Source organism: Streptomyces sp. SudanB182_2057, assembly GCF_964272715.1.
Lineage (GTDB): Bacteria > Actinomycetota > Actinomycetes > Streptomycetales > Streptomycetaceae > Streptomyces > Streptomyces rubradiris.
In genome coordinates this window covers 986744-1013508 of record NZ_OZ186798.1, presented here as the reverse complement: position 1 = coordinate 1013508, position 26765 = coordinate 986744, and the positions used below count along the sequence as shown (strand labels likewise).

Genomic DNA, 26765 nt, shown 5'->3' with positions numbered 1-26765 from the left:
GCCTGCTGGACGACATCACACGTTCCGCTTAGCTCACAGCGTGAACTAAGGCGTGGGGTAATGTCGCGCCCCGCTGCCCGAAGGAGTATGTTGCAGGTCGGGCACGGTTCGTGAAGGGAGCCATATGGCGGGGCGCAACGGTCGCACGGTACGCGACCTGAGACGAGGCAACCGCACGGCGGTGCTCCAGCGACTGTACTTCGACGGCCCGCTCAGCCGCTTCGAGCTGGGCCCGGCCACCGGACTCAGCTCCGGCTCGGTCAGCAACGTGGTCGCGGACCTGATCGCGGACGGCCTGGTCGAGGAGGCCGGCAGCGTCGACTCCGACGGCGGCCGGCCCCGCACCCTGCTGCGCGTCGCCCCGCACAGCGGACAGATGATCGGCGTCGACGTCGGGGAAACCCGCGTCCGCGTCGAGCTGTTCGACCTGGCCCTGACCGAACTGGCCCGGGTGGAACGACCGTTGACCCCGCAAGGCTATGACGTCGACGTCATCGCCGGTCACATCCGCGACGGCGTCGCCGAGGTCCTCACCGCCGAACGGGCCGCCCCCGACCGGCTGCTGGGCGTCGGCGTCGGCGTCCCGGGCATCGTCGAACACACCCCGGACCAGGGCGCCGTCGTCCACGGGCAGACCATCGGCTGGGACGCCGTCCCGCTGGAGCGGCTGCTGCGCTCCGCCTCCCCGCTCCCCGACGGGGTGCCGTACCTCATCGACAACGGCGCCAAGACCCTCGGCCAGGCCGAGATGTGGTTCGGCGCCGGGCGCGGCGCCCGCAACGCCGTGGTCGTGCTGTTCGGCTCCGGCGTCGGCGCCTGCCTGGTCACGCCCGAGGTGGAGCACGGGCGGGCCGTGGAGTGGGGGCACCTGACCGTACGGGTGCGCGGCCGGCGCTGCCGCTGCGGCGCCCCCGGCTGCCTGGAGGCGTACGCCGGTGCCGAGTCGCTGCTCGCCCGCTGGCGCGAGGAGGGCGGCCGGCCGCCCGAGGACACGGACGAGGAGACCGCGCTCACCGCGATGCTCGCCGCCGCGTACCCGCCCGAGGGCACCGCCCCGGACCCGGTCGCGCTGGCCGTCCTGGAGGAGACCGCCGAGTACCTCGGCGCCGGCCTGTCCGACCTGATCAACCTCTTCCAGCCCGAGCGCATCCTCATCGGCGGCTGGGCGGGCCTCCAGCTCGGCACCCGCTTCCTGCCCGCCGTCCGCCGGCACGCGGCGACGTACGCCCTGCGCCATCCGGGCGACCAGGTGACCATCGACCTCGGCCGGCTCGGCCCGGACGCGGTGACCGTCGGCGCCGCGATCCTCCCCCTGGCCGACTTCTTCGCCGCCGGCGGCCGCCGCCCGGAACCGGCCGGCGAGACTCCGCTCCCCACCTGGCACACGGCCCTCCGGGAGAGGGCGCCGCACTGACCCCGGCCGCGCCCCGCCGACCCGTCGGCGGGGCGCGGCCCGGTACGGATCCGGCAGGCGCCCCGCACGCGGATCTACGCCGGTGACTCCTCCGGGCCCGGGTGCTCCGGGTGCACCGTGCCCGTCCGGGGCGCGCCGCGCGGGCCGGTGCCGGCCTCGTCCGTGTCCGGCGCGGTCTCCTCGCCGTCCTCGCCCCGCCCGTCCTGGGCGGGCCGCCCCGGGGCGGTGACGTCCCACCGGTCCTCCCCGGCACCGACCTGCTGGTCGGGCATGTCCCTGGGCACCGGCCGCTCCTCGCCGCCGGACTCCGGTTCCCGCACTGCCATGACGTGTCTCCACTCCTCCTCGGGCCTCGGGGCCCGCTCAGCCGACCTTCCGTCCCCGCATCGGCTCGGTCTCCATCCCGCCGCCCTGCCGCAGGCCCTCCAGGAACTCCTGGATCACCTCGGTCGCCGTACGCCGGGGCCGCCAGCCCAGCTCGGTGTGGGCCCGCGCGCAGTCCATCAGCGGCAGCCGCAGTACGGCGTCGAACAGGTGCGGGGACGCGGGCAGCAGGTGCAGCCCCCAGGCGGCGGCGATCGCCGAGCGGGCCGCCGTACGCGGCAGCCGGACGGGCCGGGAGCCCAGCAGCTCGGCCAGGACGGCGGCGTCCAGCGGGGGATCGGCGGCCAGATTGAAGGGGCCCCGGGCGTTGTCCGAGCGCACCGCGAGCCGGTAGGCCTCGGCCGCGTCGTCGGTGTGCAGCGCCTGCACCCGCAGCCCCGGGATGTCCGGCAGGAACCGCAGCAGCTCCGGCCGGGCCAGCGGACCGGGCAGGAACCGCCCGCCGAAGATCCGCCGCTGCTCGCTCGCCGACTGCCACTTGAACAGGAACGCCGGGCGCATGCGTACCACCCGCACCTCGGGGTGGTCGCGCTCGAACACGTCCAGCGTGCGCTCCAGATAGGCCTTCTCCCGGCAGTACGCCGCGTCCGGCCAGCCGTGTGTCGGCCAGGACTCGTCCACCGCGCGGTCCTTCGGCCCGGGTGAGTACGCGCCGACGGAGGAGGCGTGCACCAGCACCGGCACCCGGGCCGCCGCGACCGCCTCGAACACCCGGATGCTTCCCAGCACATTGGTCCGCCAGGTCCGGGCCGGGTCGTGCGTCGGCTGGAACGCCCAGGCAAGGTGGATCACGGCGTCCGCGCCCTCGAACCGCTCGGCGAGGTCCGCCTGGTCCGAACCCAGGTCCACGGCGGACCACTCGGTCTTCGGCGGCGCCCACCGCGGCGTCCGCCGGGCCAGCCCGCGCACCTCGGCGACCTCGGGGTCCTCGGAGAGCAGGCGCACCACACTGGTCCCGACATTGCCGGTGGCGCCGGTCACGACCACCCTGCTGCCCGCTGAGCTGCTCACCTTCGGCTCCTCTCGTCGGCACGGCCGGGCTGTGACGAGCGCCCGGGTACCCGGACACCCGGCGCGCACACGCGGCACGACGGCGGCCCCACCGGCGCGGGGGAGCGCGGACACAAGGCCACCGGCATGTCTGTACGTCTTCGTCTGCGCCAGGCACTGCCGTGAGCGATGCGTGCGCGTGACAAGGCCGCCGTGAGCGCCCTGCGCGTGAACGGCGAACGACTGGAGGCCGCCGCGCGGTTGACCGCACCGGCCCACGCGGACCGGGCCGCCCGCCTCCGCGCGGAGGCCGGCGTCCTGCTCGGATTCCTCGTCGGCCCGGAACCCGCGTAGGACACGAGTCGGCGTGGGATCCGGCGGCCCGACCGGCCCCGTAGGCGTCAGCCCGCCCGTCGCTCCGGCGAACGACGGCGGAAGCACCTCCGGAAGGACGCGAACCGGGTGGCGTGGAGCAGCCGGGTGCGCGCGGAGCGCCGTGGCGGGGGCAACGGCAGCCGCGTCCGTCGGACGTGGACCTTCCAATCCTCGTACACGCCGGGCGCGAGCACGACGGCGAGCAGTATCGCGGGGATCACGACGGCGGACAGCACTGCGGCAACTCCTTCCGCACGGCAGGCGGCTCACATCCGGACGGGTTCCGCCACCTCCACCTGGGCCGGCCGCAGGAGCTGCTCGCCGACCCGGTAGCCGGGGCGGAGGACGACGGCACAGGTGGGCTGCCGGACGCCGGCGGTGAACGCGCAGGAGACCGCCTCGTGCACGGCCGGGTCGAACAGGTCGCCCGCCGTGCCGAACGACCGCAGCCCCAGGGCCGCGAGCTCGCTCTCCAGGACCTCCGTCACCCGCCGGAAGCCGCCCGTGACCTCGCCCTGCCCGCGGGCCTGGTCGATGGCGTCGAGGACGGGGAGGAGGCCGGTGAGCACATTGGCCACCGCTATCTCGCGGACCGCCAGACGGTCGCGGCCGACCCGCCCGCGGTAGGCGTCGTACTCGGCCCGCACGCGCCGCAGGTCCGCCGTGCACTCGCGCAGCCGCGCACGAAGCACCGCGGCCTCGTCCGTGCCGGCGGCGGTGCGGACCGGCTGCCGGGCAGGCTCGACATCGCCACGGCGGCGGGGCTCCAGGCTGTTTCCCGGCTCCCGCCGCCGGGTGTCCCCGACGACCGACAGCGCGGGCCTGCCACGGCGGCCGGTACCGCTCGGACCGGTCATCCGGCACCGTCCTGCCGCTTGTCCTCGTCGACGATCTCGGCGTCCACCACGTCCTCGTCCGGCCCGCCCGCGCCGGACGCGGCATCGCCCGTACCGCCCGCGCCACCGCCGGCCGCCTGCGCGCCCTGTGCCTGCTGCGCCTGGGCGTACATGGCGGTGCCCACCTTCTGGGCGGCGGCGGTGACCTTGTCCGTGGCCTGCCGCAGGACCGCGGTGTCCGCCGGCTCCGCCTTCAGCGCCTGCTTCAGCTCGCCGAGCGCCGTGTCGACCTCGCCCCTGATGTCGGCGGGGATCTTGTCGGCGTTGTCGCTCAGGAGCCTCTCGGTCTGGTAGGCGACCTGCTCGGCACGGTTGCGGGTCTCGGCGGTCTCGCGCCGGTTCCGGTCCTCCTCGGCGTGCTGTTCCGCCTCCCGCATCATGCGGTCGATGTCGTCCTTGGCGAGCGAGGAGCCGCCGGTGACGGTCATCTTCTGTTCCCTGCCGGTGCCGAGGTCCTTCGCCGTGACGTGCATGATGCCGTTGGCGTCGATGTCGAAGGAGACCTCGATCTGCGGGACGCCGCGCGGCGCCGGCGGCAGACCGGTCAGCTCGAACATGCCGAGCCTCTTGTTGTACGCCGCGATCTCGCGCTCGCCCTGGAAGACCTGGATCTGCACCGACGGCTGGTTGTCCTCGGCCGTGGTGAAGATCTCCGAGCGCTTGGTCGGGATCGTGGTGTTGCGCTCGATGAGCTTGGTCATGATGCCGCCCTTGGTCTCGATGCCGAGGGACAGCGGGGTGACGTCGAGCAGCAGGACGTCCTTGACCTCGCCCTTGAGGACACCGGCCTGCAGGGCCGCGCCGACCGCCACGACCTCGTCCGGGTTGACGCCCTTGTGCGGGTCCTTGCCGGTCATCTCCCGCACCAGACCGGTCACCGCCGGCATCCGCGTCGAGCCGCCGACCAGGATGACGTGGTCGATGCCGGACACCTTGATCCCGGCGTCCTTGACCGCGTTGTGGAACGGGCCCTTGCACCGCTCCAGGAGATCACTGGTCAGCTGCTCGAACTGGGCGCGGGTGAGCTTCTCGTCCAGGTGCAGCGGGCCCTCGGCGGACGCCGTGATGTAGGGCAGGTTGATGGTGGTCTCCGAGGACGACGACAGCTCGATCTTCGCCCGCTCCGCCGCCTCCCGCAGCCGCTGCACGGCCATCTTGTCCTTGGCCAGGTCGACGCCGTAGTGGCTCTTGAACTGCTGGACCAGGTGGTCGACGATCCGCTGGTCCCAGTCGTCGCCGCCCAGAAGGGTGTCGCCGTTGGTGGCCTTCACCTCGACCACGCCGTCGCCGATCTCCAGGAGGGACACGTCGAAGGTGCCGCCGCCGAGGTCGAAGACGAGGACCGTCTGGTCGTTCTCCTTGTCCAGCCCGTAGGCCAGGGCGGCGGACGTCGGCTCGTTGATGATCCGCAGCACCTTCAGCCCCGCGATCTCCCCGGCCTCCTTGGTCGCGGTGCGCTGCGAGTCGTTGAAGTACGCCGGTACGGTGATCACCGCGTCCGTGACGTCCTCGCCGAGGTACGCCTCCGCGTCCCGCTTCAGCTTCTGGAGCACCCGCGCGGAGATCTCCTGCGCCGTGTACCGCTTGCCGTCGACGCTCCCGGACTCCGGGAACCTCCACTGCGCGTCACCCATGTGCCGCTTGACCGAGCGCACGGTGCGCTCCACGTTGGTGACGGCCTGCCGTTTGGCGACCTCGCCGACGAGCACCTCGCCGTTCTTGGCGAAGGCCACGACCGACGGGGTGGTGCGGGCGCCCTCCGTGTTGGTGATGACGGTGGGCTCGCCGCCCTCCAGGACCGAGACCACCGAGTTCGTCGTGCCGAGGTCGATTCCAACCGCGCGTGCCATGGCCCTTTCCTCCCTCCGTGTCCCAGACCCCGGAGCGGACACACGTCACTGAGCCTGGATGAAGTCCCCACGCCAGCTTGTCAAGAAATCCAGGTTTCCACCTCTTCACAAGCTTCTGCGGAGGGTGGCAGGGGCCGTCGGCCTACCGCTGTCGCTCAGCCGGCGGCCCGGCCGCCGCGACCACGGTGAACCGGGCGCCGTCGGGGTCGCGCAGCACGGCCTCGTGCTCGCCCTCCTCCAGGACGCTCCCGCCGTGCCGCCGCGCGGCCCGCGCGCACCCCGGCACGTCGTCCACCAGGAAGGTGACCTGCCAGTGCGGCCGTACCGAGGGGTCGGGGGCCGTGTCCGACTCTCCCGACTCCAGGCGCGCGACGACGAGGCCCTGGCTGCGCAGCAGCACCTCGTCGGCCTCGTACTCGACCTCGCAGCTGCCGGGGCGGTCCGAGGCCCAGTCGAGGACGCCGCCGTAGAACATGGCGGCGTCGAAGGCGTCGCGGGTGTGCAGGGTGATGAAGGCCGGTGCCGCGCGCCGCCAGGGCTCCCAGCGGCCGAACGACTCCCCCTCCCAGATGCCGAAGGTCGCCCCGTGCCGGTCGGACAGGAGTGCCACGCGTCCCGGCGGCAGTCGCAGCGGGCCGACGCCCGCCGTGCCGCCCCGCTCCCGGGCCCGTGCTGCGGCTTTGTCGGCATCCGGGACGGCGAAGTACGGCGTCCAGGCCACCCCCGTCTGCCGCAGGGCGGGCAGCACGGCGATCCCGGCGACCGGCGCCGAGTCCGCCAGCGCGATACGGAAGTGATCGCCCGCTCCGGCCGGGCGCCACTGCCAGCCGAGCACGGCCCCGTAGAACCGCTGTGACGCCTCGAGATCGTGACTGGTGAGGCTGACCCAGCACGGTGCGCCGCTCCCGGAGCCCGCGGAGCCGGCGTCCGTGGCCCCGGAGGATTGAGTCTTGCCGTGATTCATGGCCATCGCGCCCGGCCTCCTGTGTCCCAACCGCCAGCGCTGTGAGACCGATGTCCGACGGGAATGCGAAACCTGAAACGTCAGCGTACCCACAGCGCCCCCGGGGAAACGGCTCCTGCCGCGTGTCGCTAGCGCCTGGTGAGGCGGGTGAGGGTGACGCCGTTGGGGAAGGCGGTGCGCTCGGCGACATCGAACGCGGTGGGGTCGAACGAGCCGTCGAAGACCGGGATCCCGGCGCCGGCCACCACCGGGTAGTTCTTGATCACCAGTTCGTCGATCTCGGGCAGCAGCGCCCCCGCGAGCTTCCCGCCGCCGCACAGCCAGATGTCCAGCCCGGTGCCCTCCTCCCGCTTGAGCGCGCGGACCAGGCCGACCGGGTCGCCCGGGACGACGGTGACGGCTGGGTCGACGTCCGGCGTGAGGGTGCCGGAGACCACGTACTGGCGCAGGTGCGCGTACGGGCTGGTGATCCCCGCGTCGAGCCCGGGGCGGTAGGCGCCGAGACCCATGACGACCGTGTCGAAGCGACGGTTGGGCGCGTCGCCCAGGCCGACGGCGGCGCGGTGGGCCGTCGGGACCGTCTCGGGATACAGGGCGCCGGTCCAGGCGGAATAGGCGGCGGCCTGCCGTTCGTCGCCGGCCGGGAAGAAGTCGTACTCGCCGCCGGGGCCGGCGATGCGGCCGTCGAGCGAGACGGCGACGTAGTACACGAGCTTGCGCAAGCTGGTAACTCCTCACGTAGTACTCTGTCTGAAGTGGTTTGAACGTAGTACTACAACTGGAGTGGTGTCAATCGTGAGACGGAACGACCAGCGGCGGGCCGCCCTCGTGGACGCGGCGATCGAGGTGCTGGCCAGGGAGGGCGCGCGGGGCCTGACGTTCCGGGCGGTGGACACGGAGGCCGCCGTGCCCGTCGGCACCGCGTCCAACTACTTCGCCGACCGCGACGACCTGCTCACCCAGGCCGGCGCCCGGGTCTACGAGCGGCTCCGGCCCGACGAGGCCACGCTCAGCCGTCAGCGGGCGGCCGGCCGCGACCGGGAGACCTACGCGGAACTGATGCGCGAACTCGTCGGCCGCGTGGCCGCATTCCGCACCGGCTACCTCGCGCTGCTCGAACTGCGCCTCGAGGCCACCCGCCGCCCCGGACTCCGCGAGGTCCTCACCGAGCGGGTCCGGGCCGACATGGACGCCAACGTCGCCTACCACGAGGCGTCCGGCCTCCCCGGCGACGCCACGGCGGTCAAGCTCCTGGTGCTGACGCTCAACTGGCTGATCGTCGAGCAGCTCACCCTGCCGGACGTCTTCACGGAGGCGGAGCGCGACCAACTGGTGGCGGCGGCGGTCGAACGCATCGTGACCGAGGGATAGGCGGCCGGGGCCGTCCGTACCCGCCGTCCCGGAACGCCGGGGCTCAGCGCCGTAGCGCCGCCCGTCCCGGCAGCGTCACCGCCAGCAGGCCGAGCCCCACCGCGCCCCCGGCGAAGGCCGCGTACACCAGCGGCGGCACGTACGGGTTCGCGCCGGTCAGGCCGCGCGTCATCGGGATCAGGGTGGCCGCGGCGATGGCCGTGCCCAGGACCACGCCGGCCCCCGCCACCAGCAGGCCCTCCCAGCGCAGCATGCGCATCACCTGGCGCCGGGTGGCGCCGACGAGCCGGAGCGCGCCGAGTTCCCGGCGGCGGTCGAGGACGGTCATCACCAGGGTGTTGACGGCGGCCACGGCGGCGAAACCGCCCAGGACCGCGGCCATCGTGTAGTTCGCCCAGGCGTTCAGCTCGCGGCCGGCGCTCTGCCCGAGCGCGTAACCGGACCCGTCGGCGACCGCGCCCAGCGGGGCGAGGTCCCGCGCGTCACCGCCGCGTACCAGCAGCGTGCCGGCGAAGCCCGAGGAGACGTGGGCGGCCAGCGACGCGCGGTCCATGGTGACGGCCGGCAGGCCGAGCCCGCGGCCGTAGACAGCGACGACCTCGGGGCGGGCCCGGGCGCCGTCCGGCAGATACAGCGGCAGCCTGTCGCCGACCGTGACCCCGGCCGACGCGGCCAGCGTGGTGTCGACCGCGATACGGTCCCGGCCGAGCCGGTCCAGGCTCCCGTCGCGCACATCGAGGTCCTGCACCTCGGCGAGCCGGGCGCCGGAGCCGGAGACACCCTGGGCCGCCGCGTCCTGCAACCAGCGGCCGTCGCCCGACCCCACGGGCACCAGCACCTCGGTGTCCAGCAGGCCCACGGCCGCCCGGACGCCGGGAGCGCGGGCGGCACGCTCGACGGCACCGGCGGACAGTCCGGCGGGGTGGGTGACCACGTGGTCCGCGGTGATGCCGGCGCGCAACTGCCCGGCGGCGACGTGGCTTTCGCTCGTGTGCAGGAAGGTCAGCGTCGAGGCGAAGGCCATGGCCAGCACGATCGGGGTGAGCGCGGAGGCCAGCCGGCGGGCATTCGTACGGGAGTTGGCGGCGGCGAGCGAGGCCGCAGCGCCCAGACCGCGCAGCAACAGCCCGGACAGGGCCGCGCACAGCCGTGCCACCAGCGGGCCGAGCAACGCGACCGCCAGCATGAACAGCATCACGACGCCGAGGGCGGCGTTGGCCGCGTCATCCCCGGCCGAGCGGGCGGCGAGCACGGTGAGGAACCCGCCGCCGACCAGCGCGCCCACACCGAGCGCGGTACGGATCACGCCCGGACGCCGCCGTTCCAGCGAGGCCTCGGCGAGCGCCTGCCCCGGCTTGATCCGCGCGGGCCGGCGCCCGGCCGCCCAGCCGGCGGCGAGCGCGGTCAGCAGCCCCGCGCCGACGGCGACGACGAGCGGGAGCCAGGAGACGTACAGGCGCACGGGTTCCGCGACGGCCCCGCGGTCCTTCAACTGCCCGAACCACCAGTGCGCGAGCCCCACCCCGGGCAGGCAGCCGGCGAGCCCGGCGACGGGCGCGACGAGCAGCCCCTCGGCGGCGACCGCGCGGCGGATCTGCCGCGGTGTGGCGCCGATGGCGCGCAGCAGCGCGAACTCCCGGGCGCGCTGGGTCACGGACAGGGCCACCGTGCCGGCGGCGGTGAAGACGGCGACCATGGCGGCGATCCCGCCGAAGGAACCACCGAGCCCGGTGAGCGTCTCCTTCGCGTGCCCGAGCCAGTGGTTCTCCACGGCGCCGCGGTCGTCACCGGTGTGCACCCTGGCACCGGACCCGGCGAGCGCCGCGCGCACACCGGCGGCGAGGGCATCGGTGTCCGTCCCGGCGTCGGCCAGTACGGCGATGGCGTCGGCCTTGCCGGGATGCCCGGCGAGCGCGGGGGACCGGGCGTCGGCGAACCAGCCCACGGGACCCCCGGCCGGATCGCCGGGTCCGGCCTGCGCCAGCCCGGAGACGCGGAAACCGGCGCGTCCGGCGGCGGTTTCCAGCACGACGGTGTCACCCACGCCGGCCCGCGCCGCCCGCGCGGCGGCGGCGTCCAGGACGACCTCCCCGGCACGGGGCGCGGTCCCGGAGCGGAGCGCGGCTCCGGTGAAGGCGTGCGACCCCCAACCGTGGCCCGTGAACGCGTGGTCGCCCTGGCGCACGGGGAACGTGAAGTCCGGTACGGCCGCCCGGACGCCGGGCACGCGGGCCGCCCGGCCGGCCAGCGCGGTGTCCACGCGGGCGGTGTCCGGCAGCGGGATCGCCTCCTCGGAGCGGCTGTCCCCGCTGCCCGTCACGAAGCGGGCGTACTGGTCGGCCGCCGCGACGACCGGCGCCTTCGCGTACCGCGCGGGCGGGACCGAGGCGCGCAGGCCGGTCTCCAGGAGGATGCCGCAGGCGGAGACGATGAGCGACGCCATCATCAGTGCCACGAAGGTGCCGGCGAACGAGGCGGGCTTGAAGCGTACGGCCGCGCGGGCGAGGCCGTTGGGGGCGAGGCTCTTCACGCGGCGGCCACCGCCGCGGCGCCCGTACGGGAGGTGAGGGCGGCCATGCGCGCCGCGATCTGGTCCGCCGTGCCGCGGTCGAGGCCGCCGGCGAAGACGCCGTCGGCGAGGAACAGCACGCGGTCGGCCCACGCGGCGGCGGCCGGATCGTGGGTGACCATGACGACGGTCGCCCCGAGGGTGTCGACCGCCTGCCGGAGCAGGCCGAGGACCTCGGTGGCGGTCCCGGTGTCCAGGGCGCCGGTGGGCTCGTCGGCGAACACCACGTCCGGGTCGGTGATCAGGGCGCGGGCGACGGCCACGCGCTGCTGCTGGCCGCCGGACAACTCGCCGGGCCGGCGCCCGGCCTTGTCGGCGAGACCGACCCGCGCGAGCATCGCCTCCGCCCGCCGGCGGTCCCGGCGCTGCCCGGCCAGCCGCATCGGGAGCAGCACGTTCTGCTCCACGGTGAGGGAGGGCAGCAGGTTGAAGGCCTGGAAGACGAATCCGAGACGGCTGCGCCGCAACTCGGTGAGCTGATTCTCGCGCATGCCCGTGATCTCCGTACCGCCCAGACGCACGGACCCGGCCGTCGGCCGGTCCAGACCGGCCGCGCACTGCAGGAAGGTGGACTTGCCGGACCCGGACGGGCCCATGACGGCGGTGAACGTGCCGCGCGGCAGGGCGAGATCGATGCCGGCGAGGGCGTGCACGGTACGGGTGCCGCGGCCGTACTCCCGCCGTACCCCGCGCAGTTCGACGGCGAGACCGGGTGTGCCCTGGGGCTCCAGCCGGTCGTCCGCCTTCCGCCGCTTGCCGCCGCGCAGTCTCATGGTCCGTCCTCTCACGATCTTTCCCAGCCGATGACTCGACGCTACGGAGCGCGGCCGTCGCGGGACATGGAGGCTCCCGGCGGATCGGGGGTGGGGATATCCCGAACGCGCCGATCAGGACAGCTCGACCTGCGGGACGGGCGTGGTCCGTGAGCGCGTGGGGGTCCGGGGCGTGCACGGTCTGTGAGTACGGGGGCGGCCAGGGGCGTGCACGGTCTGTGAGTACGGGGGCGGCCAGGGGCGTGCACAGTCTGCGAGCACGGGGGCGGCCCGGGCCTGCCCGGCCCGTGAGCACACGGGCGGCCCGGCGCGTGCTTGGTCCATAAGCGCACGGGTGGCTCGGGGCCTGCCTGGTTTGTGAGCACATGGGCGGCCCGGCGTTTGCTCGGTCCGTGAGTGCACGGGCGGCCCGGGACCTGCCCGGCCCGGTCTCAACGGTGGATGGGCGGCTGCGCTCGGCGTGCCCCTCCCGCCCGGCCAGGGACGGCCGCCCGGCTTCCACGCTGGAGCGGGCGAGGGCGCGGACAGACCACGCAGGACGCGACGCCGCTCATGGCGGGGTCGCGTCGCGGCCGGCCTCCCCGGCCCCGGCCCCGGCCACGCTCACAGAACCGCCCGGGCGGTAGGGGCCTGGCCGTCGCATGCCTGTCGGACCCGGTCGACGAGCATGCGTGTCAGGGTCTCGAGATGATCGCCGCCGAAGGTCTCCGTCCAGTCCACCGCCTCGATGCGGTAGGCGACGCCGACCACGACACTCCCGAACCTGACCACGGAGGTCACCGTCTTGCCGGAGGAGCTCCCGCCCCCGCCGAAGGCGTGGCTCTCGTCCCCGAGAGCCGGCAGCGCCACCGAGGGCGGGCTGTCCTTCCTCATCGACTGGTAGGCCGATTTCGCGGCGCTGACACTGGAGTGCGCGAACACGGCGAACTCGGTGATGTTGTTCGTCGCCGGATCCTGGTACTTGACCGTGCCACAGAACAACACGCCCGTCGGATCGGCCAGGCACCGCGATGTGTCGCCGTCGAGCACCTTCGGGCCGGATTCCTGGGCCCAGCCGCCGGGCACCGCGTCCAGCCCGGGAAGGACCGACTCCACCACGTCACGGCTCCGGAGCACCGGGCGGAGCCGACCGCCGGCGAGCGAGCCGTCCGCGGATGCGCCCGCGCCGCCTCCTTCTCGGACGGTGTCCTGCCCTGACGACGTGCCGCCTCCCCGGCCGGGCGAGTCGTCCCCTCCGACGACGCGCACGCCGCCGTACACGGCGAGCGCCACGATCGCCAGTATTAGCGCGCCCAAGGCCACGAGGGTGCCCGGACCGCCGCGGGTGGTCGAAATCGTCAGCGGGCCGAGGGCGATGTGGCTGCCGCGCAACCGGTTGCCGTCCCCGATGACCACGCTCCCGGGAGGCGCCGGCGGCTGCTGGGGAGGCGGCGGCGCCTCGCACAGGGAAAGCAGCCGTCCGGCGAACGCCGGGTCCGCGTCGAGAGCCTCCCGCAGCGCGGCGTGGAGCCGATCGGCCGCTGTCGAGTCGTCGGGGGCCCGGTCCAGACCCGTCAGCGCCGCCCGGCCCTGCTCCGAGTTCCCCAGTCGCTCCCTGACCAGGCCGGACACCATCTGCACCGTTTCCGTACCGATCGCGGTCCCCGCACCGGTGACCGCGGCCACGACAAGAGGTACCACCGCCGACGCCAAGCCCGCTGTATCCATGCCTGCTCCCCCGGTAAGTAGGGCAAGTATGGGGAGACTCCACCGGGAAATGAAGGGTCTGTTCGCCCCCACCAGGTGGAGCCGGCCCGCCCCACCTGTCGCAGGGAGTGTCAACGGGCAGCGCGATGCTGACGCCGACGACTCCGCTCACGATGATCATCGGGGTGCCGACGCGGAGCGCACCCCTGATGTCGAGTGGCTGAGCGCTGGGGTCTCCGCGTACCAGGCGTGGACGGACCATCGCGGAATCGTTCGCCGACCGGAGCTGGGACTGTGTCGTGCCCGCGGCAACGCGGGCGGCGCTCGCGCGCCGATCGCCGGGATCGGCGCGACCCCGCGCTTCCGTAGCCGGGAACGCGGGTCGCTGGGGTTGGGCTCGGCGGGGTGTTGGGGGCTGTCGGGTGTCAGACCCGCTGGTAGCGGAGCGAGGTGCGGCCGGCGCCGTCCGAGAAGATGTCGGCGCGGTAGGTCTGGCCGACGCTGTTGACCCGTCGTACCTGGAGCCGGATCACGGTCTCCCGGTTCACCGTGATGCGCTCGCTGATCGGTGCCGTCGCCTGCCTGGCGACGGGCCCGCTCAGCGGGGGCATGTTCATGTGCGTGACCAGGCGCTCGCTCCGGGGCACGAGGGTGCCGTTGGTGATGTTCCAGAGCCTGGCCTGGACGGACGCGAGGAGGCGTGCGTTGCCGTCGCCGGCGACGCGGCCGCGGACGTCCGCGTCGAGGAGGTAGGTGCCGGGCCGGGGCAGCGTGACCACGACCGTGGTGTTCACCCACCGTCCCGAGGGGGTCCCTTGTAGGTTCAGGCTGCCTGGCCGCATGTGCTGTACGCCCCCGTCGGGGCCCTGGGCGGAGGCGGTGGTGGTGCTCTGCAGGCTGATCGCGGCGCCGGCCAGACAGAGCAGGACGACCGCGATGACGGCGGAGAGGCGGTGTCGGACGGAGTGCATGTTTCCTCCCGGATGCAGGCCCGATGAGCGGGCGCTGGCGTCAGAGTAGGAAACGCGTATGGAGGGCGTAGTCCCTCGAATGGGTGAAGAGAGCGCTTATCGGATAAGACTTCATATCGGGCGCACAACCGGCGTGTTGGAGACACGGCCCGCCACCGTCCTGGGCACCCCGCGCCCGGGGCCGCACCCTCCGCGCCGGCCGTAATCCCGGCAGGAGCACGTCTTTGACGCCGGGCGTCTCGGAAACCGTCGTCCTCCGGGGCGGCCGCCCCGCACCGCTGTCGCCGCTCGCCCCGCGACGATGCCCCCGCCCAAGGGCCGCGGTCCCTCCCCTTACGCCTGGCCGGAGCGGTCGCCGACCGCGTGGCGGAGGGCGTCGCGGCAGGCGAGGACGGCGGGGTGCCGGCTGCCGCCCCGGCGTACGACGGTGGAGATGCGGCGCGTGCGCCGGCCGCGGGGGAGCGGGCGCAGGGGGACGGTCGGGGGCCGTCCGTTCCAGACGAGGTCGGGCAGGAAGGCCGCGGCGTGCTTCTGTTCGACCAGACGCTGGTGGAGCAGGAGGTCGGCGGTCTCGAACCGTACGTCTGGTTCGAAGCCGGCGTCGCGGCACAGGGTCACGGCCCAGTGCCGGGCCGCCGTGCCTTCCGGCTCCATCACCCAGGGGTGGCCGGCGAGCGAACGCAGTGCCGCCGTGGGGCCGTCGGCGTCCGAGGTGCCGGCCGGTGTCGGCAGGGCGAGGTGCAGAGGGTCGTCGAGCAGCTGCTCCTGTTCGAGTTCGGCGGGCCGCGGGTGGGGGTTGCCGGGGTATTCCTCGGCGAGGACGAGGTCGAAGTCCCGGGCCTGGAGGGCGGGCAGCGCCGCTTCCGGCTCCATGTGTGTGACGTGGACGCGCAGGTGCGGATGCCGGTCACGCAGCAGGCCGAGCGCGGCCGGAACCAGGGCCAGGGCGGCCGTCTGGAACGAGGCGACGCGCAGCGTGCCGGTCAGGTCGTTCAGGGAGGCGGCGATGTCCGCCTCCGCGCGTTCCAGGCGTTCGAGGACCGCCTCGGTGTGGGCGACGAGGATCTCGGCCTGCGCGGTCAGCCGCACCCGCCGCCCCACCGGCTCGAGGAGCCGGACACCGACCTCGGCCTCCAACTGGGAGAGCTGCTGCGAGACGGACGACGGGGCGTAGGAGAGGGCGGCGGCGACGGCCGCCAGGGTGCCCCGGTGCTTGAGCTCCCGCAGCAGACGCAGGCGGTGCAGGTCGAACATGGGAAGCGTGCCTCTCCTGGCCGTCGCGGACCGCGCGTGAACGTTCGGTTCTGCCGATGAATATAGGTCGGAAACATTCGCTGGACCGATCGTAGGAGTGCGTCGGACCCTGATCATGTGTCTGACAACGCTTCCCCTTCCCCCGCGCTGCCGTGGTTCGTACGACCCGAAGCCCGCGCCTGGCGATGTGAACCCGCGCCCGCGAAGGCGCGGGCCTTCCACTCCTCGCTGCCCGACTACGCCCCCACTCCACTGACCGAAATCCCTTCGCTGGCTGTCGAGTTGGGCGTCGGGCGGGTCTTCGTCAAGGACGAGTCGTGCCGACTGGGCCTGCCCGCGTTCAAGGCGCTGGGCGCTTCCTGGGCGATCCACCGGGTCCTCGCCGAGCGGGCCGCCGAAGGCGCGGGGCAGGGCCCCGTCACCCTGGTGACCGCCACCGACGGCAACCACGGCCGGGTGGTGGCCCGCATGGCACGCCGCCTCGGCCAGGACGCCCATGTCTTCGTCCCGCAGGGGGTGCATCCGCGGGCCGTGGCCGCCATCGTCGCCGAACGGGCGAAGGTCACCGAGGTCGCGGGGCCGTACGACGAGGCCGTACGCCTGGCGGCCGAGGAGGCCACCGCGCCGGACGCGGTCCTCGTCCAGGACACCGCCTGGCCGGGCTACGAGCGGATCCCCGGGTGGATCGTCGAGGGCTACTCCACACTCTGTGCCGAGGTGGACGAGCAGTTGGCGGCCGGGGGAGTCCCGGGCGGTCCCGACCTCGTCTCCGTACCGGTGGGGGTGGGGTCCCTGGCCCAGGCCGTGGTCACCCACTACCGCAGCTGCCCCGGCGGGCAGGCCCCGGCACTGCTGTCCGTGGAACCGGAGGCCGCGCCCTGTGTCCTGGCGAGCCTCACCGCCGGCGAACCCGTCGGCGTCACCACGAGGCCGACCATCATGGCCGGGCTGAACTGCGGCGTTCCGTCCGGCATCGCCTGGCCCCGTCTGCGCGACGGACTGGACGCCGCCGTCGCCGTCGCGGACCACGACAGCGCCCGCGCGGCCGGTGATCTGGCCGCCGCCGGTGTTTCCTCGGGCCCCTGCGGAGCCGCGGCGCTCGCCGGCCTGCGGGCGGTGCTCACCGGCGCGGGCGCCGGGGAACGCCGTACCGCGCTCGGACTCGGGCCGGCCTCGGTCGTCGTACTGCTGAGCACCGAGGGCACCGCGGCCAACCCGCACTCCGGGCCCGGTCACGCACCGCCCGGCACCGCCACACGCCATGGATCCACCACACACCATGGATCCGCCGCACGCCGCGGATCCGCAGTGCGCTCGGACGCGCCACGGGCGTCGCGCTGAGCGGCTTCGGTCTCGAACACCGTGGGGCTGCCGTCATTAAATATGACCTACTTGGGCGGAATCCTTTCTCCTTCGCCGCGACTGTTGGGAGAAATCGGCGAGGGTACATCACAGGAGACCGAATTCGCGGCAGACACGCAGGGGGGAAACATGACCAATCCGGAAGGGGACGGCCCGGGCCAGGACCTCGCCGTCGCCGATCGGCCGGTGGCCGCGGCGTGCAACGGCGGTGGCGAAGGGTATTGCGTGGGGCCGACGCTGAGCCGCGCCGAGCTCTTCACGCTCACCGGTGACGACGACAACAAGGATCACGACACCGGTATCTACATCACCGTCAAGACGAGTGACGAGAAGTCGCTGCTGGCCTCGATCAACAACGCGGACAGCTCCGGCAAGGACATGACCACGTACAACGACGACTCCCATCACATCGTCCCGCTCGTCGTCGAGGCGCCGGGCGCGGGGAAGTCGGACTGCTCGGGCTTCCGGGTCCGCATGTGGATCAAGACGAACGGCAACGACAACTGGACCATCGACGTCGCCCGCGTCACGCTCTACTTCAGCGACGGCACCACACTGGTCGCCGAGAAATTCGGCTTCAATCTGGACGGGGACGGCGCCACGGCCGAGTTCGCTTCGCTGTAGGCGGCGGTTGTCGCCAATTGTCGCCAATTGTCGCCGGTTGCCACGGGAGCCCCTCGCCGGTGAGTGCTTCCGGAATGCGTTCCGTGGTTGGCCGAGCGGAACGCATTCCGGAATGCGACACCGGTCAGACGCTGATGTGGGGGTCTACGGGGCTGAGGTAATGCACCGCCGTCCCGTCGCTGTGAGGGGCGAGCAGGTCCTGGAGTTCGTCCGCCGCGGTCTTGAGGAGGTGGCCGTCGCGGGTGGCGTGGAGCGTTTCCAGGACGAAGGCGACGCGCGTGGAGTCCTCGGTGACGCGGGTGCGGTGGGCGTCGCGGTGGTTCCAGTGGCGGGTCAGCACGCCGGTGGTGTCGGCGTAGATGATCTCGCCGGGCTTCGGGGTCTCGACCGTGTCGGGTTCGCCGAGCGGGGTGAACTCCTCGGCCCCTTCGGCGTGGCGGATGTCGACGTCACCGGTGACGTGGTCGAGGTCGAAGGCGCCGGCGGGCAGGCCGTGCCGGACGGAGACGGCGTTGTAGGAGTCGACGGCCGGGTTGATCCGCGGAAGGCTGCCCTTCTTGGCCATGCGCCGGCCGAGCGCGTCGACGCTGGGGCGGATGCGACGGGGGTTGGTGCCGAAGGAGCGGTAGGCGGCGTGCCACGCCTCGATGCGGGGGTCCGTCTCGTCGGCCGGCTGCCAGGTGCCGGCGGCGAGTTGCCGCTCCAGGTCCCCGACGGCCGTGACGGTGGCGGGCCAGGGCTCGTGGCCGCGCAGGCCGGTGGCGGTGACCAGGGCGATGAGCGTGTCGGGGAACGCGTCAGCGACGGCGGGGCTGATGCGGAAGGCGGTCATGGCGAGATCCTGTTTCGTGCGAGTGCGAGTGCGAGTGCGAGTGCGGGCGCGGGGTGGGGCGGCCAGGGCCCGGGTCAGGGGGACCACGTGCCTACGCGGTCCAGTCGGTGCAACTGCTGTCGGGCGGTGGGTATGTCGAGGCCCTGGCCGCGGCGGGTGAGGCGGTCGGCGACGGCGGTGCGGTGTTCGACGGGCTTGTGGTCGTCGTACTTGAACTTGGCCCGTACGTCGATGACGTCCAGGCGCAGGCCGCGGATGCCGGGGAGCATCCGGCCGTACGGGGGCCCGTCGGGGTCGATGGGGGCGTGGTCGCCGTCGGGCTGGAAGTGTGCCATCTGGCGGCGCAGCAGGTCGGCCTTGGTCCCGGGGTCGTCGACGATGTGGGCCCGGCAGGTGAACTGGACGGCGGCGTAGTAGCTGGTGGGGACGCCGTCCGTGGGTGCGATGTCCGGCTTGGCGCGCCAGGGGCCGGGGATGAAGGCGTAGTCGCCGATGACGGTGAAGGTGACGTTCGGGTCGTGCTCGATCGCCTTCCAGACCGGGTTGGGGCGGGCCAGGTGGATCAGTAGGCGGCCGTCGTCGGGAGCGAAGTGGGTGGGGACGACGACGGGCGGCCGGCCTGAGGGGCCGTTGACACAGAGCTGGCCGAAGTCGTGGCCGTCGGCGAGCCAGTTCTGCCATTCGGCGTCGTCCAGGGCGGCGTCCCAGGGCTGGATGAACATGCGCTTCTCCCTGCGGGAAGGGGGGCGGTCGAGGTGAGGGGTGAGCGGGTCAGGCGGGGAGCAGGGAGAGGGGGCCCTACGGTGGCCCGGGACCGTACGGCGACGGCAGCCGGGGCGGCACCGTCACGCGGCAGAGCGTCCACGAGATCCCTTACCATCAATGGAACGACTGAACCGTACAACGTACCGACCGCAGCGTGTCAACCGAACGACTGAGCGGTGCAGTGCGGTGCACCATTGAGGAAGTGATCGGATGGCAGAGACCGAGGCGGCCCTGCGGACGCTCGCGCGCAACGTCCGGGCGGCCCGTACCCGCGCGGGTCTGTCGCTGGACGAACTCGGCCGGCGGGCCCAGGTCAGCAAGGGCGCCCTGGTCGCGCTGGAGAAGGCCCAGGGGAATCCGAACTTCGCCACCCTGGTACGGCTGGCCGACACCCTCGGCGTCTCCGTCTCCGCCCTGCTTGAGGGCCGTGCCGAAGGCCGCGTACGCGTCGTGGCCGCCGGTGAGCTGACCCCGCTGTGGACCGGACCGCGGGGGAGTGAGGCCCGGCTGATGCTGACCACCCAGGGGCCGGCCCCCGTCGAGGTCTGGCGCTGGACACTGGAACCGGGCGAGGAGTACCCGAGCCACCCCCACCAGGCCGGTGTCGTGGAGACCGTCAGCGTCACGTCCGGCCGGATGACGCTGATCGTGGACGGTGTCGAGCACCCCGTGGAGGCCGGCCAGACCGCCGCCTTCGACGGGGACGTCCCCCACACCTACCGAGGTGCGGGCACCGGGACCTGTCACCTGATCATGACCGTCCACCTGCCGCCCGGCCCCGGTTCCCCGGCCTGACCCGCGCCCCCGACTCCCGTCGACGGGAGCCTGGAACGGCCGCCGTCATGGAAACGCCCCGGCCGTGACGGGGGAATCACGGCCGGGGCGGTCGGTGGTGGGCGCGGACGGCGGTCGCCTCGCGGCGAAAGGCTCCACAGGGCTTCAGCCGAACGATCGTCCCTGTGGGCGAATGGTGAGGCCCGGGGACACTGTCCCGTCCACACCCACGGCTTGTTCAACGGGCAACCACACTGGGGTGTTCCGTTCACCCACGTGACCTGCGTCACGGATCACGCCAGCGGACTCCCGGCCAGCCGTGCCAGCAGGTCGGCGGGGTCGGCGTACACCGCCTCCGCCCCGGCCTCCTCCAGGTCCGCGCGGGGAATCCCGCCGCACAGCACCCCCACACAGCGCACCCCGGCCTTGCTGCCCGCCCGCATGTCCCACACCGTGTCCCCGACGAACACCGCCCGGGAGGCCGGGACCCCGGCCAGCTCCAGGGCGTGTTCCACCGGCTCGGGGGCCGGCTTGCCCTCCTGGACGTCGTCGGAACTGGCCGTGGCCGTGATGGCGTCGTCCGCGTCGATCGCCCGGCGCAGCGCGCCGAGCTCGGCGCCGCTCGCCGACGTGGCCAGGACCACCGCCCAGCCGTCCCCGCGCAGCCGCCGCAGCAGCTCTTCGGCGCCCGGCAGGGCGGGCAGCCGGTCGAAGTACTGGCCGTACAGCGCCGTGTGCGCGGCGCTCAGCTCGCCGTCCCGGTCCCGGTCGCGGCCGTCGCCGAGCAGGTGGGCTATCAGGTCCGTGGAGCCCAGACCGATGGCCCGGTGCACGGCGTGCATGGGCACCTCGTGGCCCGCCTGGCGGAACGCCTCCCACCAGGTGACGACGTGGAGGTGGTTGGTGTCGACGAGGGTTCCGTCCACGTCGAAGACGGCGGCTCGTTCCATGCGGGGTTCCTTTCCTGGCGCTCGCTCCGGGAACGGACGGGTACCACGCGGAGGCGGGTCGGGAACCCGCTACCCGGGCCCGGAACCTGCCGTTTGGGCCGGGAACCCGTCGTGCGGGCCCGAAGGGGCGCCACGCCGGACGGCCGGACGGACTGGGGGCGCCATGTTGGACGGGCCGGGAAGGGCCCCCACGCCGGACGGGCCGGCGGTGGCGCCACGCCGGACGGGGCGGATGCCTGCCGCGCGGGCCTGTAGGGGTGCCGCACCGGACCGGGCGGATGCCTGCCGCGCGGGCCGGCGCGGGACGATGCCGAGAGCGAGCGAGAGGGGCGGGAACCCCGCGCCGACCAGGGCGGACACCATGCTGGCCGGGTCAGGAACCCGTCGCCCGGGTCGGCAGGCGGCCCTCGTGGGTCCAGGCCAGCAGGTCCTCGGCCGGCCAGGTGGTCACCACCCGCCCGGGCGGCACGCCGCACTCCTCGGCCCGGGCGCAGCCGAGGATCTGCCAGTCCAGCTGGCCGGGGGCGTGCGCGTCGGTGTCGATGGCGAACAGCGCCCCCGCCTCGACCGCCCGGCGCAGCAGCCGCCGCGGCGGATCCAGCCGCTCCGGGCGGCTGTTGATCTCCACCGCCGTCCCCGACTCGGCGCACGCGGCGAACACCTCGTCCGCGTCGAACCGCGACTCCGGGCGCCCCCGCCCGGTCACCAGGCGCCCGGTGCAGTGCCCGAGGACGTCGGCGTGCGGATCACGTACGGCGGTCACCATGCGGCGGGTCATGGACCGGGCGTCCATCCGCAGCTTGGAGTGCACCGAGACCACGACCACGTCGAGCCGCTCCAGCAGTTCGGGGTCCTGGTCCAGCGAGCCGTCCTCCAGGATGTCGCACTCGATGCCGGTGAGCAGCCGGAACGGCGCCCAGCGCGCGTTCAGCTCCGCCACCACCGCAAGTTGCTCCCGCAGCCGCTCGGCCGACAGGCCCCGGGCCACGGTGAGCCGGGGCGAGTGGTCGGTGAGCGCCGCCCACTCGTGCCCCAGTTCGGCGGCCGTCCGTCCCATCTCCTCGATCGGGCTGCCCCCGTCGGACCAGTCCGAGTGGGTATGGCAGTCCCCGCGGATCAGCGCCCGCAGTCCGGCCCCCGGCCCCTCGGGCGGCGCACCGGCCTCCTCCTCGAGACGGCGCAGGTAACCGGGCACCTCGCCGGCCAGCGCCTCCCGCACCACCTGCGCGGTCTTCGGCCCGACCCCCTTCAGCGACTCCAGCGTCCCGGCGGCGGCCCGCTCGGCCACCTCGTCCCCCGGCAGCGCGGCCAGCGCCCGGGCGGCGGTACGGAAGGCCCGTACCCGGTAGGTGGGCGCGAGCGCCCGTTCCAGCAGAAACGCGATCCGGTCGAGAGCGGCGACGGGTTCCATCCCACCAGGTTCACACCAGGGGGCGGGGGACCGCACGGGCACCCGCGCGCCCCACCGCGATCCCTCACCCCCGCAACGGCCCCGTTTGTCCGCCCCGCCCCCGGGTACTGCCATGCCCACACTCACCGAGAGGAGGCCGGTCATGCCCCGAGCGGCCATCGTCACCGGCGCGGACTCCGGCATCGGCCGCGCCACCGCCGTACGCCTGGCCGAGGCGGGCCTGGACGTCGGGATCACCTGGCACACCGACGACAAGGGCGCCGAGGAGACGGCCGAGCAGGTCCGCGCGCACGGCCGCCGCGCCGCCGTGACCCGGCTGGACCTGACCCGGCTGCCCGAGGCCGCCGACATCGTGGACGAGCTGTGCGCGGAGCTGGGCCGGGTCGACGTCCTGGTCAACAACGCCGGTACGGGCACCATGACGCCGTACCTGGACCTCACCCTGGAGGACGTGCGCCGGGTCCTGGACGTCGACCTCGTCGGCCCCTTCCTGCTGGGCCAGCGGGCCGCGCGCCGGATGATCGAGCAGGGCGACGGCGGCCGGATCGTGAACGTGACCTCGGTGCACGAGCACCAGCCCCGGGTCGGCGCGGCCCCGTACTGCGCGGCCAAGGGCGGGCTCGGCCTGCTCACCCAGGTGATGGCCCTGGAGCTGGCCGAGCACGGCATCACGGTGAACGCGGTCGCGCCCGGTGAGATCGCCACCCCGATGACCGGCCAGGAGGACACCGACGTGCACACCGTGCGCCGGCCCGGCGTACCGCTCGGCCGGCCCGGGGACGCCCGTGAGGTCGCCGCCGTGATCGCGTTCCTGGCGAGCCCCGACGCCTCGTACGTCACCGGCGCCTCCTGGAGCGTCGACGGCGGCATGCTGCGCATGGGCCCGCAGGCCGGATCCCATCTGACCAGTGACGACTGGCGCCGCCCGTGACCGATCGTCCCGGCCGCAGCCGCGGGCGGCCGGTCACGGGCGAGTGGCCGGCCGCCGTGGACCGCCCGTCGGTCGGCCGAGCGTTCTAGGCTCTATGCCATGACCGAACAAGCAGCTCCCCACATCTCCCACCCGCGGATCCTGGTCCTCGGCGTGTGCCCGGGCAAGCCGGGTGAGCCGCCGTTCCGGATCATGGAGATCGACGGTCGGGTGGTCGGTGAGACCAGGAACGTCACCGACGTCCTGGAGGCGGCGGCCTCCCACGGCATCACCATTCATGATCTCGACGATCCGGACGTGATCCGGTTCGTGGGCGGGGACAAGTACACCTGGCGGCCGCGCTGAGCGGACCGTTCAGCCGACCGTCCACTTCTGGTTGGCGCCGCCGGTGCAGGTCCAGATCTGCAGCCGCGTGCCGTTGGCCGAGTTGTTCCCGGTGACATCGAGGCACTTGTTCGCCTGCGGGTTGACGATGTCGCGGGCCGCCGGGAGGGCCCACTTCTGGGCGGGGCTGCCGTTGCAGTCCCACAGCTGGACGGGTGTGCCGTCGGCGGTGCCGCCGCCGCTGACGTCCAGGCACTTGCCGAGCGCCCGCAGCGTCCCGTCCGAGCCGACGGTCCACGCCTGCGCGTTCGTGCCGTTGCAGTCGTAGAGCTGGACCGGGGTGCCGTTCGCGGGGTTCGCGCCGGCCACGTCCACGCACTTGCCCGCCAGGCCCCGGATCGGCACCCCGGCGGCGCTGTCGCTCGTCGTCACCGACACCGAGTCCACCAGCAGCGTCTGCGGGAACTGGGTGGAGCCGTCCGGGTCGCCGGGCCAGTAGCCGCCGACCGCGAGGTTCAGGATCAGGAAGAACGGCTTGTTGAACACCCAGGTCCGGCCGCCCAGATCGGCGGGCGTGCGGCGCTGGTAGACGTTCCCGTCCACCGACCAGGTGATCGAGTCGGGCGCCCAGTCGACGGCGAAGGTGTGGAAGGCGTCCGCGAAGGCCTGGCCGTTCGGGAGGGTGTAGCCCGCGCCTATGCCGCCCGAGCCGGAGTAGCCGGGGCCGTGGAGGGTGCCGTGCACGGTCGACGGTTCGAAGCCGACGTTCTCCATCACGTCGATCTCGCCCGAGTCCGGCCAGTTGACCGGGGTGCCGAGCATCCAGAACGCCGGCCACATGCCCTGCCCGCGCGGGATCTTCATGCGGGCCTCGACATGCCCGTACTGGGCGGTCAACTTGCCCGCGGTGTTCAGCCGGGCGGAGGTGTACTGGCAACTGCCGTACCAGCACTGGTAGCCGGCCGGGTTCTCCTTGCGGGCCGTGATCACCAGATGGCCCTGGCCGTCCAGCGCCGCGTTCTTCGTGCCCGAGGTGTAGTACTGCCGCTCGTGGTTGTTGACGTTGTCGCCGGTCTCCAGCGTCCACTTGGAGCCGTCGACGGCCGCGCCCGCGGGCCCGTCGAAGGTGTCGGAGAAGGTGGTGACGGCCGCTGCCGCCGGGGCGGCGCTCTCGGCGCGCGCCGGACCGACGGCGGCGGAACCGATCAGTGCCGCGGACAGCGCGGCGAGGAGACATCTGCGGAGCAGGCGTGGGGAGGCCATGGCTCTCCGTTTCTCGTGGGGGCGGTCGTGGGGGATCCCGTGGGGATGCGTGTCTTGATTTAAGGGGTGAGATAAGGGGCCGTCAATACTCTGGTACGGACCAGGTGTCAGCGTCGGGCCCTTCCGGCCTCCCGGCTGTCCCGGCGGCAACTCCCCGGTCGGGCGCGCCGGTTGCCCGGTCGGGGCCGTCCGGGTTTCCGTTCACGCCTCCGGGGCACTCCGGGTGCGGACCCGCGCGCCGTCGCTCCCGCGCGGGTCCCGCGATGCTTGGATGCCCCCAGCGGCATTCCGGGCACATCGCCGCGAATCCCTGCGCGACGCACCGAGGGGGTGCCGCATGAACCGCCGTACGGCCCCGCGCGCGGTCCTCCTGGCCGCCGGCGAACTCCTGGCCTGGTGGGCGGCGCTGGCACTGCTGTGGCTGGTGCTGATCACGACCGTCGACACCCTGGAGCGGATCGTCGGGGCGAGCTGCGCCGCCGTGGGCGCGGTGCTGGCCCGGGCCGGCCGGCGGGCGGTGACCTGGCGGTGAACGGCTGGAACCTCGCGGCGGCCGTCCTGCTCGGGGCGGGCGGGGCCGCCGCGCTGTGGGGCGTGACCACCGGCCCGCCGGCCCGCCGGGTGATCGCCCAGAACATGACCACCTCCGCCGTCTGCCCGGCCCTGCTGCTCCTCGCCCAGGGCTACGGCCGCCCCTCCTACGTCGACCTCGCCCTGCTGCTCTCCCTGCTCGGCCCGGTCGGCACGCTGGTCTTCGCCCGGCTGCTCTCCGACGACCTGTCCGAAGGGTGCCCGGGCGCCTGGGGGCTGACCTGGACGGCGGCGGGAGCCGGCGCGGTCGTCGTGATCGCGCTGTGTGTGGCCGCCGGCCCCGGCCGCGCCCTGGCCAAACTGCTGCTGACCGGCGCCTTGTTGATCGGCGGCAACATCATCGCCTCCCGGGCGCTGGCCGGCGGATTCCGGGGGGTGCGGGGTGGCTGACGCGCTGATCGTCGTCGCCCTGCTGCTCGTCGCCGCCTCCGCCACCGCGGCCGTGGCCCAGCGCGACCCCGCCCGCCAGGCGCTGGTGCTGTCCTTCATGGGCGTGCTGCTGGCCGCGCTGTTCACCGTGCTCCAGGCGCCGGACGTCGGCCTGTCCCAGCTCGCCGTCGGCTCGGCCCTCACCCCGCTGCTGATCATGCTGTCGGTCCGCAAGGTCAGACGGCGGGGCCGCGCGAGGAAGGAGCCGAAGTGAACCGGCGGCGGGGCGCGAAGGAGGGGCCCAAGTGAACCGGCTGCGGCTGTGGTTGCTGGCCGTCGGCGGCGCCGGACTCGGCGTCCTGCTCGTCGCCGCCTGCCTCGAACTGCCCGACTTCGGCGGCGACCGCCACCCGTACGGCGACCGGGCCGTCCACGCCTCCCTCCTGCGGCACACCGCCAACACCGTGGCCTCCGTCAACTTCGACCAGCGCGCCTACGACACCCTCGGCGAGATGAGCATCCTGTTCGCCGCCGTCCTCGGCTGCGTGGTGCTGCTGCGCCAGGCCCGCGACGAGCGCCGCGCCCCGCCCGAACCCGCCGAGGTGGCCCGCCCGGTCCGCCGCTACGCCCTGCTCGTGCTCCCCGTCGCCCTGGTCACCGGCCTCTACGTCATCGCCCACGGCCAGCTCAGCCCCGGCGGCGGCTTCCAGGGCGGGGTCGTCGCCGCGACCGCCCTGCACCTGCTCTACCTCGGCGCCGACTACGGCGCACTGGAACGCGTCCGCCCGCTCGGCGTCTACCAGACCACCGACGCGCTCGCCGTCGGCGCCTACCTCGTCCTGGGCCTCGCCCCGATCCTGGCCGGCACCGCCTTCCTGGCCAACACGCTGCTGCCGTACGGCACGTTCGGCACGCTGTCCTCCGGCGGCACCGTCCCGCTGCTGAACGCGGCCATCGGCATGGAGGTGGCGAGCGCGGCCGTCGTGCTGCTCGCCCACTTCCTGGACCAGGCCGTCGAGATCGAGGAGGAGCACGGCAGTTGAACACCGCGGACGAACCCGAAAGGCGCACA

At 73.6% G+C, this 26765-nt stretch carries 29 protein-coding genes; 12 read left to right on the top strand and 17 right to left on the bottom strand.

Annotated features, from left to right (window positions below):
- Positions 1 to 124: 124 nt before the first annotated feature.
- Positions 125 to 1414 (top strand): ROK family protein, encoded by a 1290-nt coding sequence (locus tag ACSURM_RS04045; RefSeq protein ID WP_436953530.1) that lies wholly within the window; start codon positions 125 to 127, stop codon positions 1412 to 1414.
- Positions 1415 to 1488: 74 nt separating this feature from the next.
- Here ACSURM_RS04045 and ACSURM_RS04040 read toward each other — a convergent pair whose 3' ends face one another.
- Both ACSURM_RS04040 and ACSURM_RS04035 read right to left on the bottom strand, forming a co-directional pair.
- On the bottom strand, positions 1489 to 1740 hold the full coding sequence (locus ACSURM_RS04040) for a hypothetical protein (protein ID WP_436953528.1): 252 nt from the start codon (positions 1738 to 1740) through the stop codon (positions 1489 to 1491).
- Positions 1741 to 1777: 37 nt separating this feature from the next.
- Positions 1778 to 2809 carry an SDR family oxidoreductase gene (locus tag ACSURM_RS04035; RefSeq protein WP_436953526.1) on the bottom strand — a complete coding sequence of 344 codons (1032 nt, stop codon included), beginning with the start codon at positions 2807 to 2809 and terminating at the stop codon, positions 1778 to 1780.
- Between the two features lie 168 nt (positions 2810 to 2977).
- Here ACSURM_RS04035 and ACSURM_RS04030 point away from each other — a divergent pair, with 168 nt between their 5' ends.
- Complete coding sequence (locus ACSURM_RS04030) at positions 2978 to 3142, top strand: hypothetical protein (protein WP_436961275.1); 165 nt, start codon at positions 2978 to 2980, stop codon at positions 3140 to 3142.
- A 47-nt stretch (positions 3143 to 3189) separates the two neighbouring features.
- Here the strand turns inward: ACSURM_RS04030 and ACSURM_RS04025 are convergent, their stop codons facing one another.
- From ACSURM_RS04025 to ACSURM_RS04005, 5 genes are all read right to left on the bottom strand, one after another.
- Positions 3190 to 3399 carry a hypothetical protein gene (locus ACSURM_RS04025; RefSeq protein ID WP_436953524.1) on the bottom strand — a complete coding sequence of 70 codons (210 nt, stop codon included), beginning with the start codon at positions 3397 to 3399 and terminating at the stop codon, positions 3190 to 3192.
- Between the two features lie 30 nt (positions 3400 to 3429).
- Positions 3430 to 4020 (bottom strand): nucleotide exchange factor GrpE, encoded by a 591-nt coding sequence (grpE, locus tag ACSURM_RS04020; RefSeq protein WP_436953522.1) that lies wholly within the window; start codon positions 4018 to 4020, stop codon positions 3430 to 3432.
- Positions 4017 to 5909, bottom strand: a complete 1893-nt coding sequence (dnaK, locus tag ACSURM_RS04015) for a molecular chaperone DnaK (RefSeq protein ID WP_436953520.1) — start codon at positions 5907 to 5909, stop codon at positions 4017 to 4019. Before dnaK ends, grpE begins: the two co-directional genes overlap by 4 nt.
- 142 nt (positions 5910 to 6051) lie before the next feature.
- Positions 6052 to 6873 carry a VOC family protein gene (locus tag ACSURM_RS04010; RefSeq protein WP_436960920.1) on the bottom strand — a complete coding sequence of 274 codons (822 nt, stop codon included), beginning with the start codon at positions 6871 to 6873 and terminating at the stop codon, positions 6052 to 6054.
- A 128-nt stretch (positions 6874 to 7001) separates the two neighbouring features.
- Positions 7002 to 7595, bottom strand: coding sequence for a dihydrofolate reductase family protein (locus ACSURM_RS04005; RefSeq protein ID WP_436953518.1), 594 nt, complete (start codon positions 7593 to 7595; stop codon positions 7002 to 7004).
- A gap of 70 nt (positions 7596 to 7665) precedes the next feature.
- On the opposite strand from ACSURM_RS04005, the gene ACSURM_RS04000 reads away from it, so the two are divergent.
- Complete coding sequence (locus tag ACSURM_RS04000; RefSeq protein ID WP_436960918.1) at positions 7666 to 8244, top strand: TetR/AcrR family transcriptional regulator; 579 nt, start codon at positions 7666 to 7668, stop codon at positions 8242 to 8244.
- Positions 8245 to 8287: 43 nt separating this feature from the next.
- On the opposite strand, the gene ACSURM_RS03995 is transcribed toward ACSURM_RS04000, so the two are convergent.
- The 5 genes from ACSURM_RS03995 to ACSURM_RS03975 all read right to left on the bottom strand — a co-directional run bounded on the left by ACSURM_RS03995 (position 8288) and on the right by ACSURM_RS03975 (position 15497).
- Entirely contained in the window at positions 8288 to 10774 is a 2487-nt protein-coding gene (locus ACSURM_RS03995) for an ABC transporter permease (protein ID WP_436953516.1), read from the bottom strand.
- Positions 10771 to 11586, bottom strand: coding sequence for an ABC transporter ATP-binding protein (locus ACSURM_RS03990; RefSeq protein WP_436953514.1), 816 nt, complete (start codon positions 11584 to 11586; stop codon positions 10771 to 10773). Before ACSURM_RS03990 ends, ACSURM_RS03995 begins: the two co-directional genes overlap by 4 nt.
- Positions 11587 to 12189: 603 nt before the next feature.
- Positions 12190 to 13293 carry a hypothetical protein gene (locus tag ACSURM_RS03985; RefSeq protein WP_436953512.1) on the bottom strand — a complete coding sequence of 368 codons (1104 nt, stop codon included), beginning with the start codon at positions 13291 to 13293 and terminating at the stop codon, positions 12190 to 12192.
- 404 nt (positions 13294 to 13697) lie between these two features.
- Positions 13698 to 14243: a hypothetical protein gene (locus tag ACSURM_RS03980; RefSeq protein ID WP_436953510.1), complete on the bottom strand. Its 546-nt coding sequence runs from the start codon at positions 14241 to 14243 to the stop codon at positions 13698 to 13700.
- A gap of 333 nt (positions 14244 to 14576) precedes the next feature.
- Complete coding sequence (locus ACSURM_RS03975) at positions 14577 to 15497, bottom strand: LysR family transcriptional regulator (protein WP_436953508.1); 921 nt, start codon at positions 15495 to 15497, stop codon at positions 14577 to 14579.
- A 117-nt stretch (positions 15498 to 15614) separates the two neighbouring features.
- Between ACSURM_RS03975 and ACSURM_RS03970 the strand changes: the two genes are divergently transcribed.
- Together ACSURM_RS03970 and ACSURM_RS03965 are read left to right on the top strand one after the other, a co-directional pair.
- Positions 15615 to 16838 carry a diaminopropionate ammonia-lyase gene (locus ACSURM_RS03970; RefSeq protein ID WP_436953506.1) on the top strand — a complete coding sequence of 408 codons (1224 nt, stop codon included), beginning with the start codon at positions 15615 to 15617 and terminating at the stop codon, positions 16836 to 16838.
- Positions 16839 to 16988: 150 nt separating this feature from the next.
- A complete protein-coding gene (locus ACSURM_RS03965) occupies positions 16989 to 17483 on the top strand; it encodes a hypothetical protein (RefSeq protein WP_436953504.1) in 495 nt (164 codons plus the stop codon).
- A gap of 124 nt (positions 17484 to 17607) precedes the next feature.
- Here the strand turns inward: ACSURM_RS03965 and ACSURM_RS03960 are convergent, their stop codons facing one another.
- Both ACSURM_RS03960 and ACSURM_RS03955 read right to left on the bottom strand, forming a co-directional pair.
- Positions 17608 to 18315, bottom strand: coding sequence for a B3/B4 domain-containing protein (locus ACSURM_RS03960; RefSeq protein WP_436953502.1), 708 nt, complete (start codon positions 18313 to 18315; stop codon positions 17608 to 17610).
- Between the two features lie 74 nt (positions 18316 to 18389).
- Positions 18390 to 19037 carry an FMN-binding negative transcriptional regulator gene (locus ACSURM_RS03955; protein ID WP_436953500.1) on the bottom strand — a complete coding sequence of 216 codons (648 nt, stop codon included), beginning with the start codon at positions 19035 to 19037 and terminating at the stop codon, positions 18390 to 18392.
- A 253-nt stretch (positions 19038 to 19290) separates the two neighbouring features.
- Between ACSURM_RS03955 and ACSURM_RS03950 the strand changes: the two genes are divergently transcribed.
- Positions 19291 to 19875: a helix-turn-helix domain-containing protein gene (locus ACSURM_RS03950; protein WP_436953498.1), complete on the top strand. Its 585-nt coding sequence runs from the start codon at positions 19291 to 19293 to the stop codon at positions 19873 to 19875.
- A 272-nt stretch (positions 19876 to 20147) separates the two neighbouring features.
- Here ACSURM_RS03950 and ACSURM_RS03945 read toward each other — a convergent pair whose 3' ends face one another.
- Together ACSURM_RS03945 and ACSURM_RS03940 are read right to left on the bottom strand one after the other, a co-directional pair.
- The gene (locus ACSURM_RS03945; protein WP_436953496.1) at positions 20148 to 20804 is read right to left on the bottom strand and encodes an HAD family hydrolase; all 657 of its coding nucleotides are present in this window, start codon (positions 20802 to 20804) and stop codon (positions 20148 to 20150) included.
- A 373-nt stretch (positions 20805 to 21177) separates the two neighbouring features.
- Positions 21178 to 22215: a PHP domain-containing protein gene (locus ACSURM_RS03940; RefSeq protein WP_436953494.1), complete on the bottom strand. Its 1038-nt coding sequence runs from the start codon at positions 22213 to 22215 to the stop codon at positions 21178 to 21180.
- A 142-nt stretch (positions 22216 to 22357) separates the two neighbouring features.
- On the opposite strand from ACSURM_RS03940, the gene ACSURM_RS03935 reads away from it, so the two are divergent.
- On the top strand, positions 22358 to 23146 hold the full coding sequence (locus tag ACSURM_RS03935; protein WP_359042190.1) for an SDR family oxidoreductase: 789 nt from the start codon (positions 22358 to 22360) through the stop codon (positions 23144 to 23146).
- Between the two features lie 99 nt (positions 23147 to 23245).
- Entirely contained in the window at positions 23246 to 23491 is a 246-nt protein-coding gene (locus ACSURM_RS03930; RefSeq protein WP_436953492.1) for a hypothetical protein, read from the top strand.
- Positions 23492 to 23500: 9 nt separating this feature from the next.
- Here ACSURM_RS03930 and ACSURM_RS03925 read toward each other — a convergent pair whose 3' ends face one another.
- Positions 23501 to 24733 (bottom strand): ricin-type beta-trefoil lectin domain protein, encoded by a 1233-nt coding sequence (locus ACSURM_RS03925; protein WP_436953490.1) that lies wholly within the window; start codon positions 24731 to 24733, stop codon positions 23501 to 23503.
- Between the two features lie 337 nt (positions 24734 to 25070).
- On the opposite strand from ACSURM_RS03925, the gene ACSURM_RS03920 reads away from it, so the two are divergent.
- Genes ACSURM_RS03920 through ACSURM_RS03905 form a run of 4 tightly spaced genes read left to right on the top strand, consistent with a single transcriptional unit; the run spans position 25071 to position 26736 of the window.
- A complete protein-coding gene (locus tag ACSURM_RS03920; RefSeq protein ID WP_189989006.1) occupies positions 25071 to 25265 on the top strand; it encodes a hypothetical protein in 195 nt (64 codons plus the stop codon).
- Positions 25262 to 25714: an MrpF/PhaF family protein gene (locus ACSURM_RS03915; RefSeq protein WP_436953488.1), complete on the top strand. Its 453-nt coding sequence runs from the start codon at positions 25262 to 25264 to the stop codon at positions 25712 to 25714. The genes ACSURM_RS03920 and ACSURM_RS03915 overlap by 4 nt, the downstream gene beginning before the upstream one ends.
- Positions 25707 to 25967, top strand: a complete 261-nt coding sequence (locus ACSURM_RS03910) for a Na(+)/H(+) antiporter subunit B (RefSeq protein WP_289970309.1) — start codon at positions 25707 to 25709, stop codon at positions 25965 to 25967. The genes ACSURM_RS03915 and ACSURM_RS03910 overlap by 8 nt, the downstream gene beginning before the upstream one ends.
- Before the next feature lie 31 nt (positions 25968 to 25998).
- Positions 25999 to 26736, top strand: a complete 738-nt coding sequence (locus ACSURM_RS03905) for an MnhB domain-containing protein (protein WP_436953485.1) — start codon at positions 25999 to 26001, stop codon at positions 26734 to 26736.
- Positions 26737 to 26765 lie beyond the last annotated feature (29 nt).

Excerpts from the sequence above, each read along its gene's own strand:
- ACSURM_RS04045 (WP_436953530.1), top strand. The coding sequence starts at position 125 with ATGGCGGGGCGCAACGGTCGCACGGTACGCGACCTGAGACGAGGCAAC.
- ACSURM_RS04040 (WP_436953528.1), bottom strand. The coding sequence starts at position 1,740 with ATGGCAGTGCGGGAACCGGAGTCCGGCGGCGAGGAGCGGCCGGTGCCC.
- ACSURM_RS04030 (WP_436961275.1), top strand. The coding sequence starts at position 2,978 with ATGCGTGCGCGTGACAAGGCCGCCGTGAGCGCCCTGCGCGTGAACGGC.
- grpE (WP_436953522.1), bottom strand. The coding sequence starts at position 4,020 with ATGACCGGTCCGAGCGGTACCGGCCGCCGTGGCAGGCCCGCGCTGTCG.
- dnaK (WP_436953520.1), bottom strand. The coding sequence starts at position 5,909 with ATGGCACGCGCGGTTGGAATCGACCTCGGCACGACGAACTCGGTGGTC.
- ACSURM_RS04010 (WP_436960920.1), bottom strand. The coding sequence starts at position 6,873 with ATGAATCACGGCAAGACTCAATCCTCCGGGGCCACGGACGCCGGCTCC.
- ACSURM_RS03990 (WP_436953514.1), bottom strand. The coding sequence starts at position 11,586 with ATGAGACTGCGCGGCGGCAAGCGGCGGAAGGCGGACGACCGGCTGGAG.
- ACSURM_RS03985 (WP_436953512.1), bottom strand. The coding sequence starts at position 13,293 with ATGGATACAGCGGGCTTGGCGTCGGCGGTGGTACCTCTTGTCGTGGCC.
- ACSURM_RS03980 (WP_436953510.1), bottom strand. The coding sequence starts at position 14,243 with ATGCACTCCGTCCGACACCGCCTCTCCGCCGTCATCGCGGTCGTCCTG.
- ACSURM_RS03975 (WP_436953508.1), bottom strand. The coding sequence starts at position 15,497 with ATGTTCGACCTGCACCGCCTGCGTCTGCTGCGGGAGCTCAAGCACCGG.
- ACSURM_RS03965 (WP_436953504.1), top strand. The coding sequence starts at position 16,989 with ATGACCAATCCGGAAGGGGACGGCCCGGGCCAGGACCTCGCCGTCGCC.
- ACSURM_RS03960 (WP_436953502.1), bottom strand. The coding sequence starts at position 18,315 with ATGACCGCCTTCCGCATCAGCCCCGCCGTCGCTGACGCGTTCCCCGAC.
- ACSURM_RS03955 (WP_436953500.1), bottom strand. The coding sequence starts at position 19,037 with ATGTTCATCCAGCCCTGGGACGCCGCCCTGGACGACGCCGAATGGCAG.
- ACSURM_RS03950 (WP_436953498.1), top strand. The coding sequence starts at position 19,291 with ATGGCAGAGACCGAGGCGGCCCTGCGGACGCTCGCGCGCAACGTCCGG.
- ACSURM_RS03945 (WP_436953496.1), bottom strand. The coding sequence starts at position 20,804 with ATGGAACGAGCCGCCGTCTTCGACGTGGACGGAACCCTCGTCGACACC.
- ACSURM_RS03940 (WP_436953494.1), bottom strand. The coding sequence starts at position 22,215 with ATGGAACCCGTCGCCGCTCTCGACCGGATCGCGTTTCTGCTGGAACGG.
- ACSURM_RS03935 (WP_359042190.1), top strand. The coding sequence starts at position 22,358 with ATGCCCCGAGCGGCCATCGTCACCGGCGCGGACTCCGGCATCGGCCGC.
- ACSURM_RS03930 (WP_436953492.1), top strand. The coding sequence starts at position 23,246 with ATGACCGAACAAGCAGCTCCCCACATCTCCCACCCGCGGATCCTGGTC.
- ACSURM_RS03925 (WP_436953490.1), bottom strand. The coding sequence starts at position 24,733 with ATGGCCTCCCCACGCCTGCTCCGCAGATGTCTCCTCGCCGCGCTGTCC.
- ACSURM_RS03920 (WP_189989006.1), top strand. The coding sequence starts at position 25,071 with ATGAACCGCCGTACGGCCCCGCGCGCGGTCCTCCTGGCCGCCGGCGAA.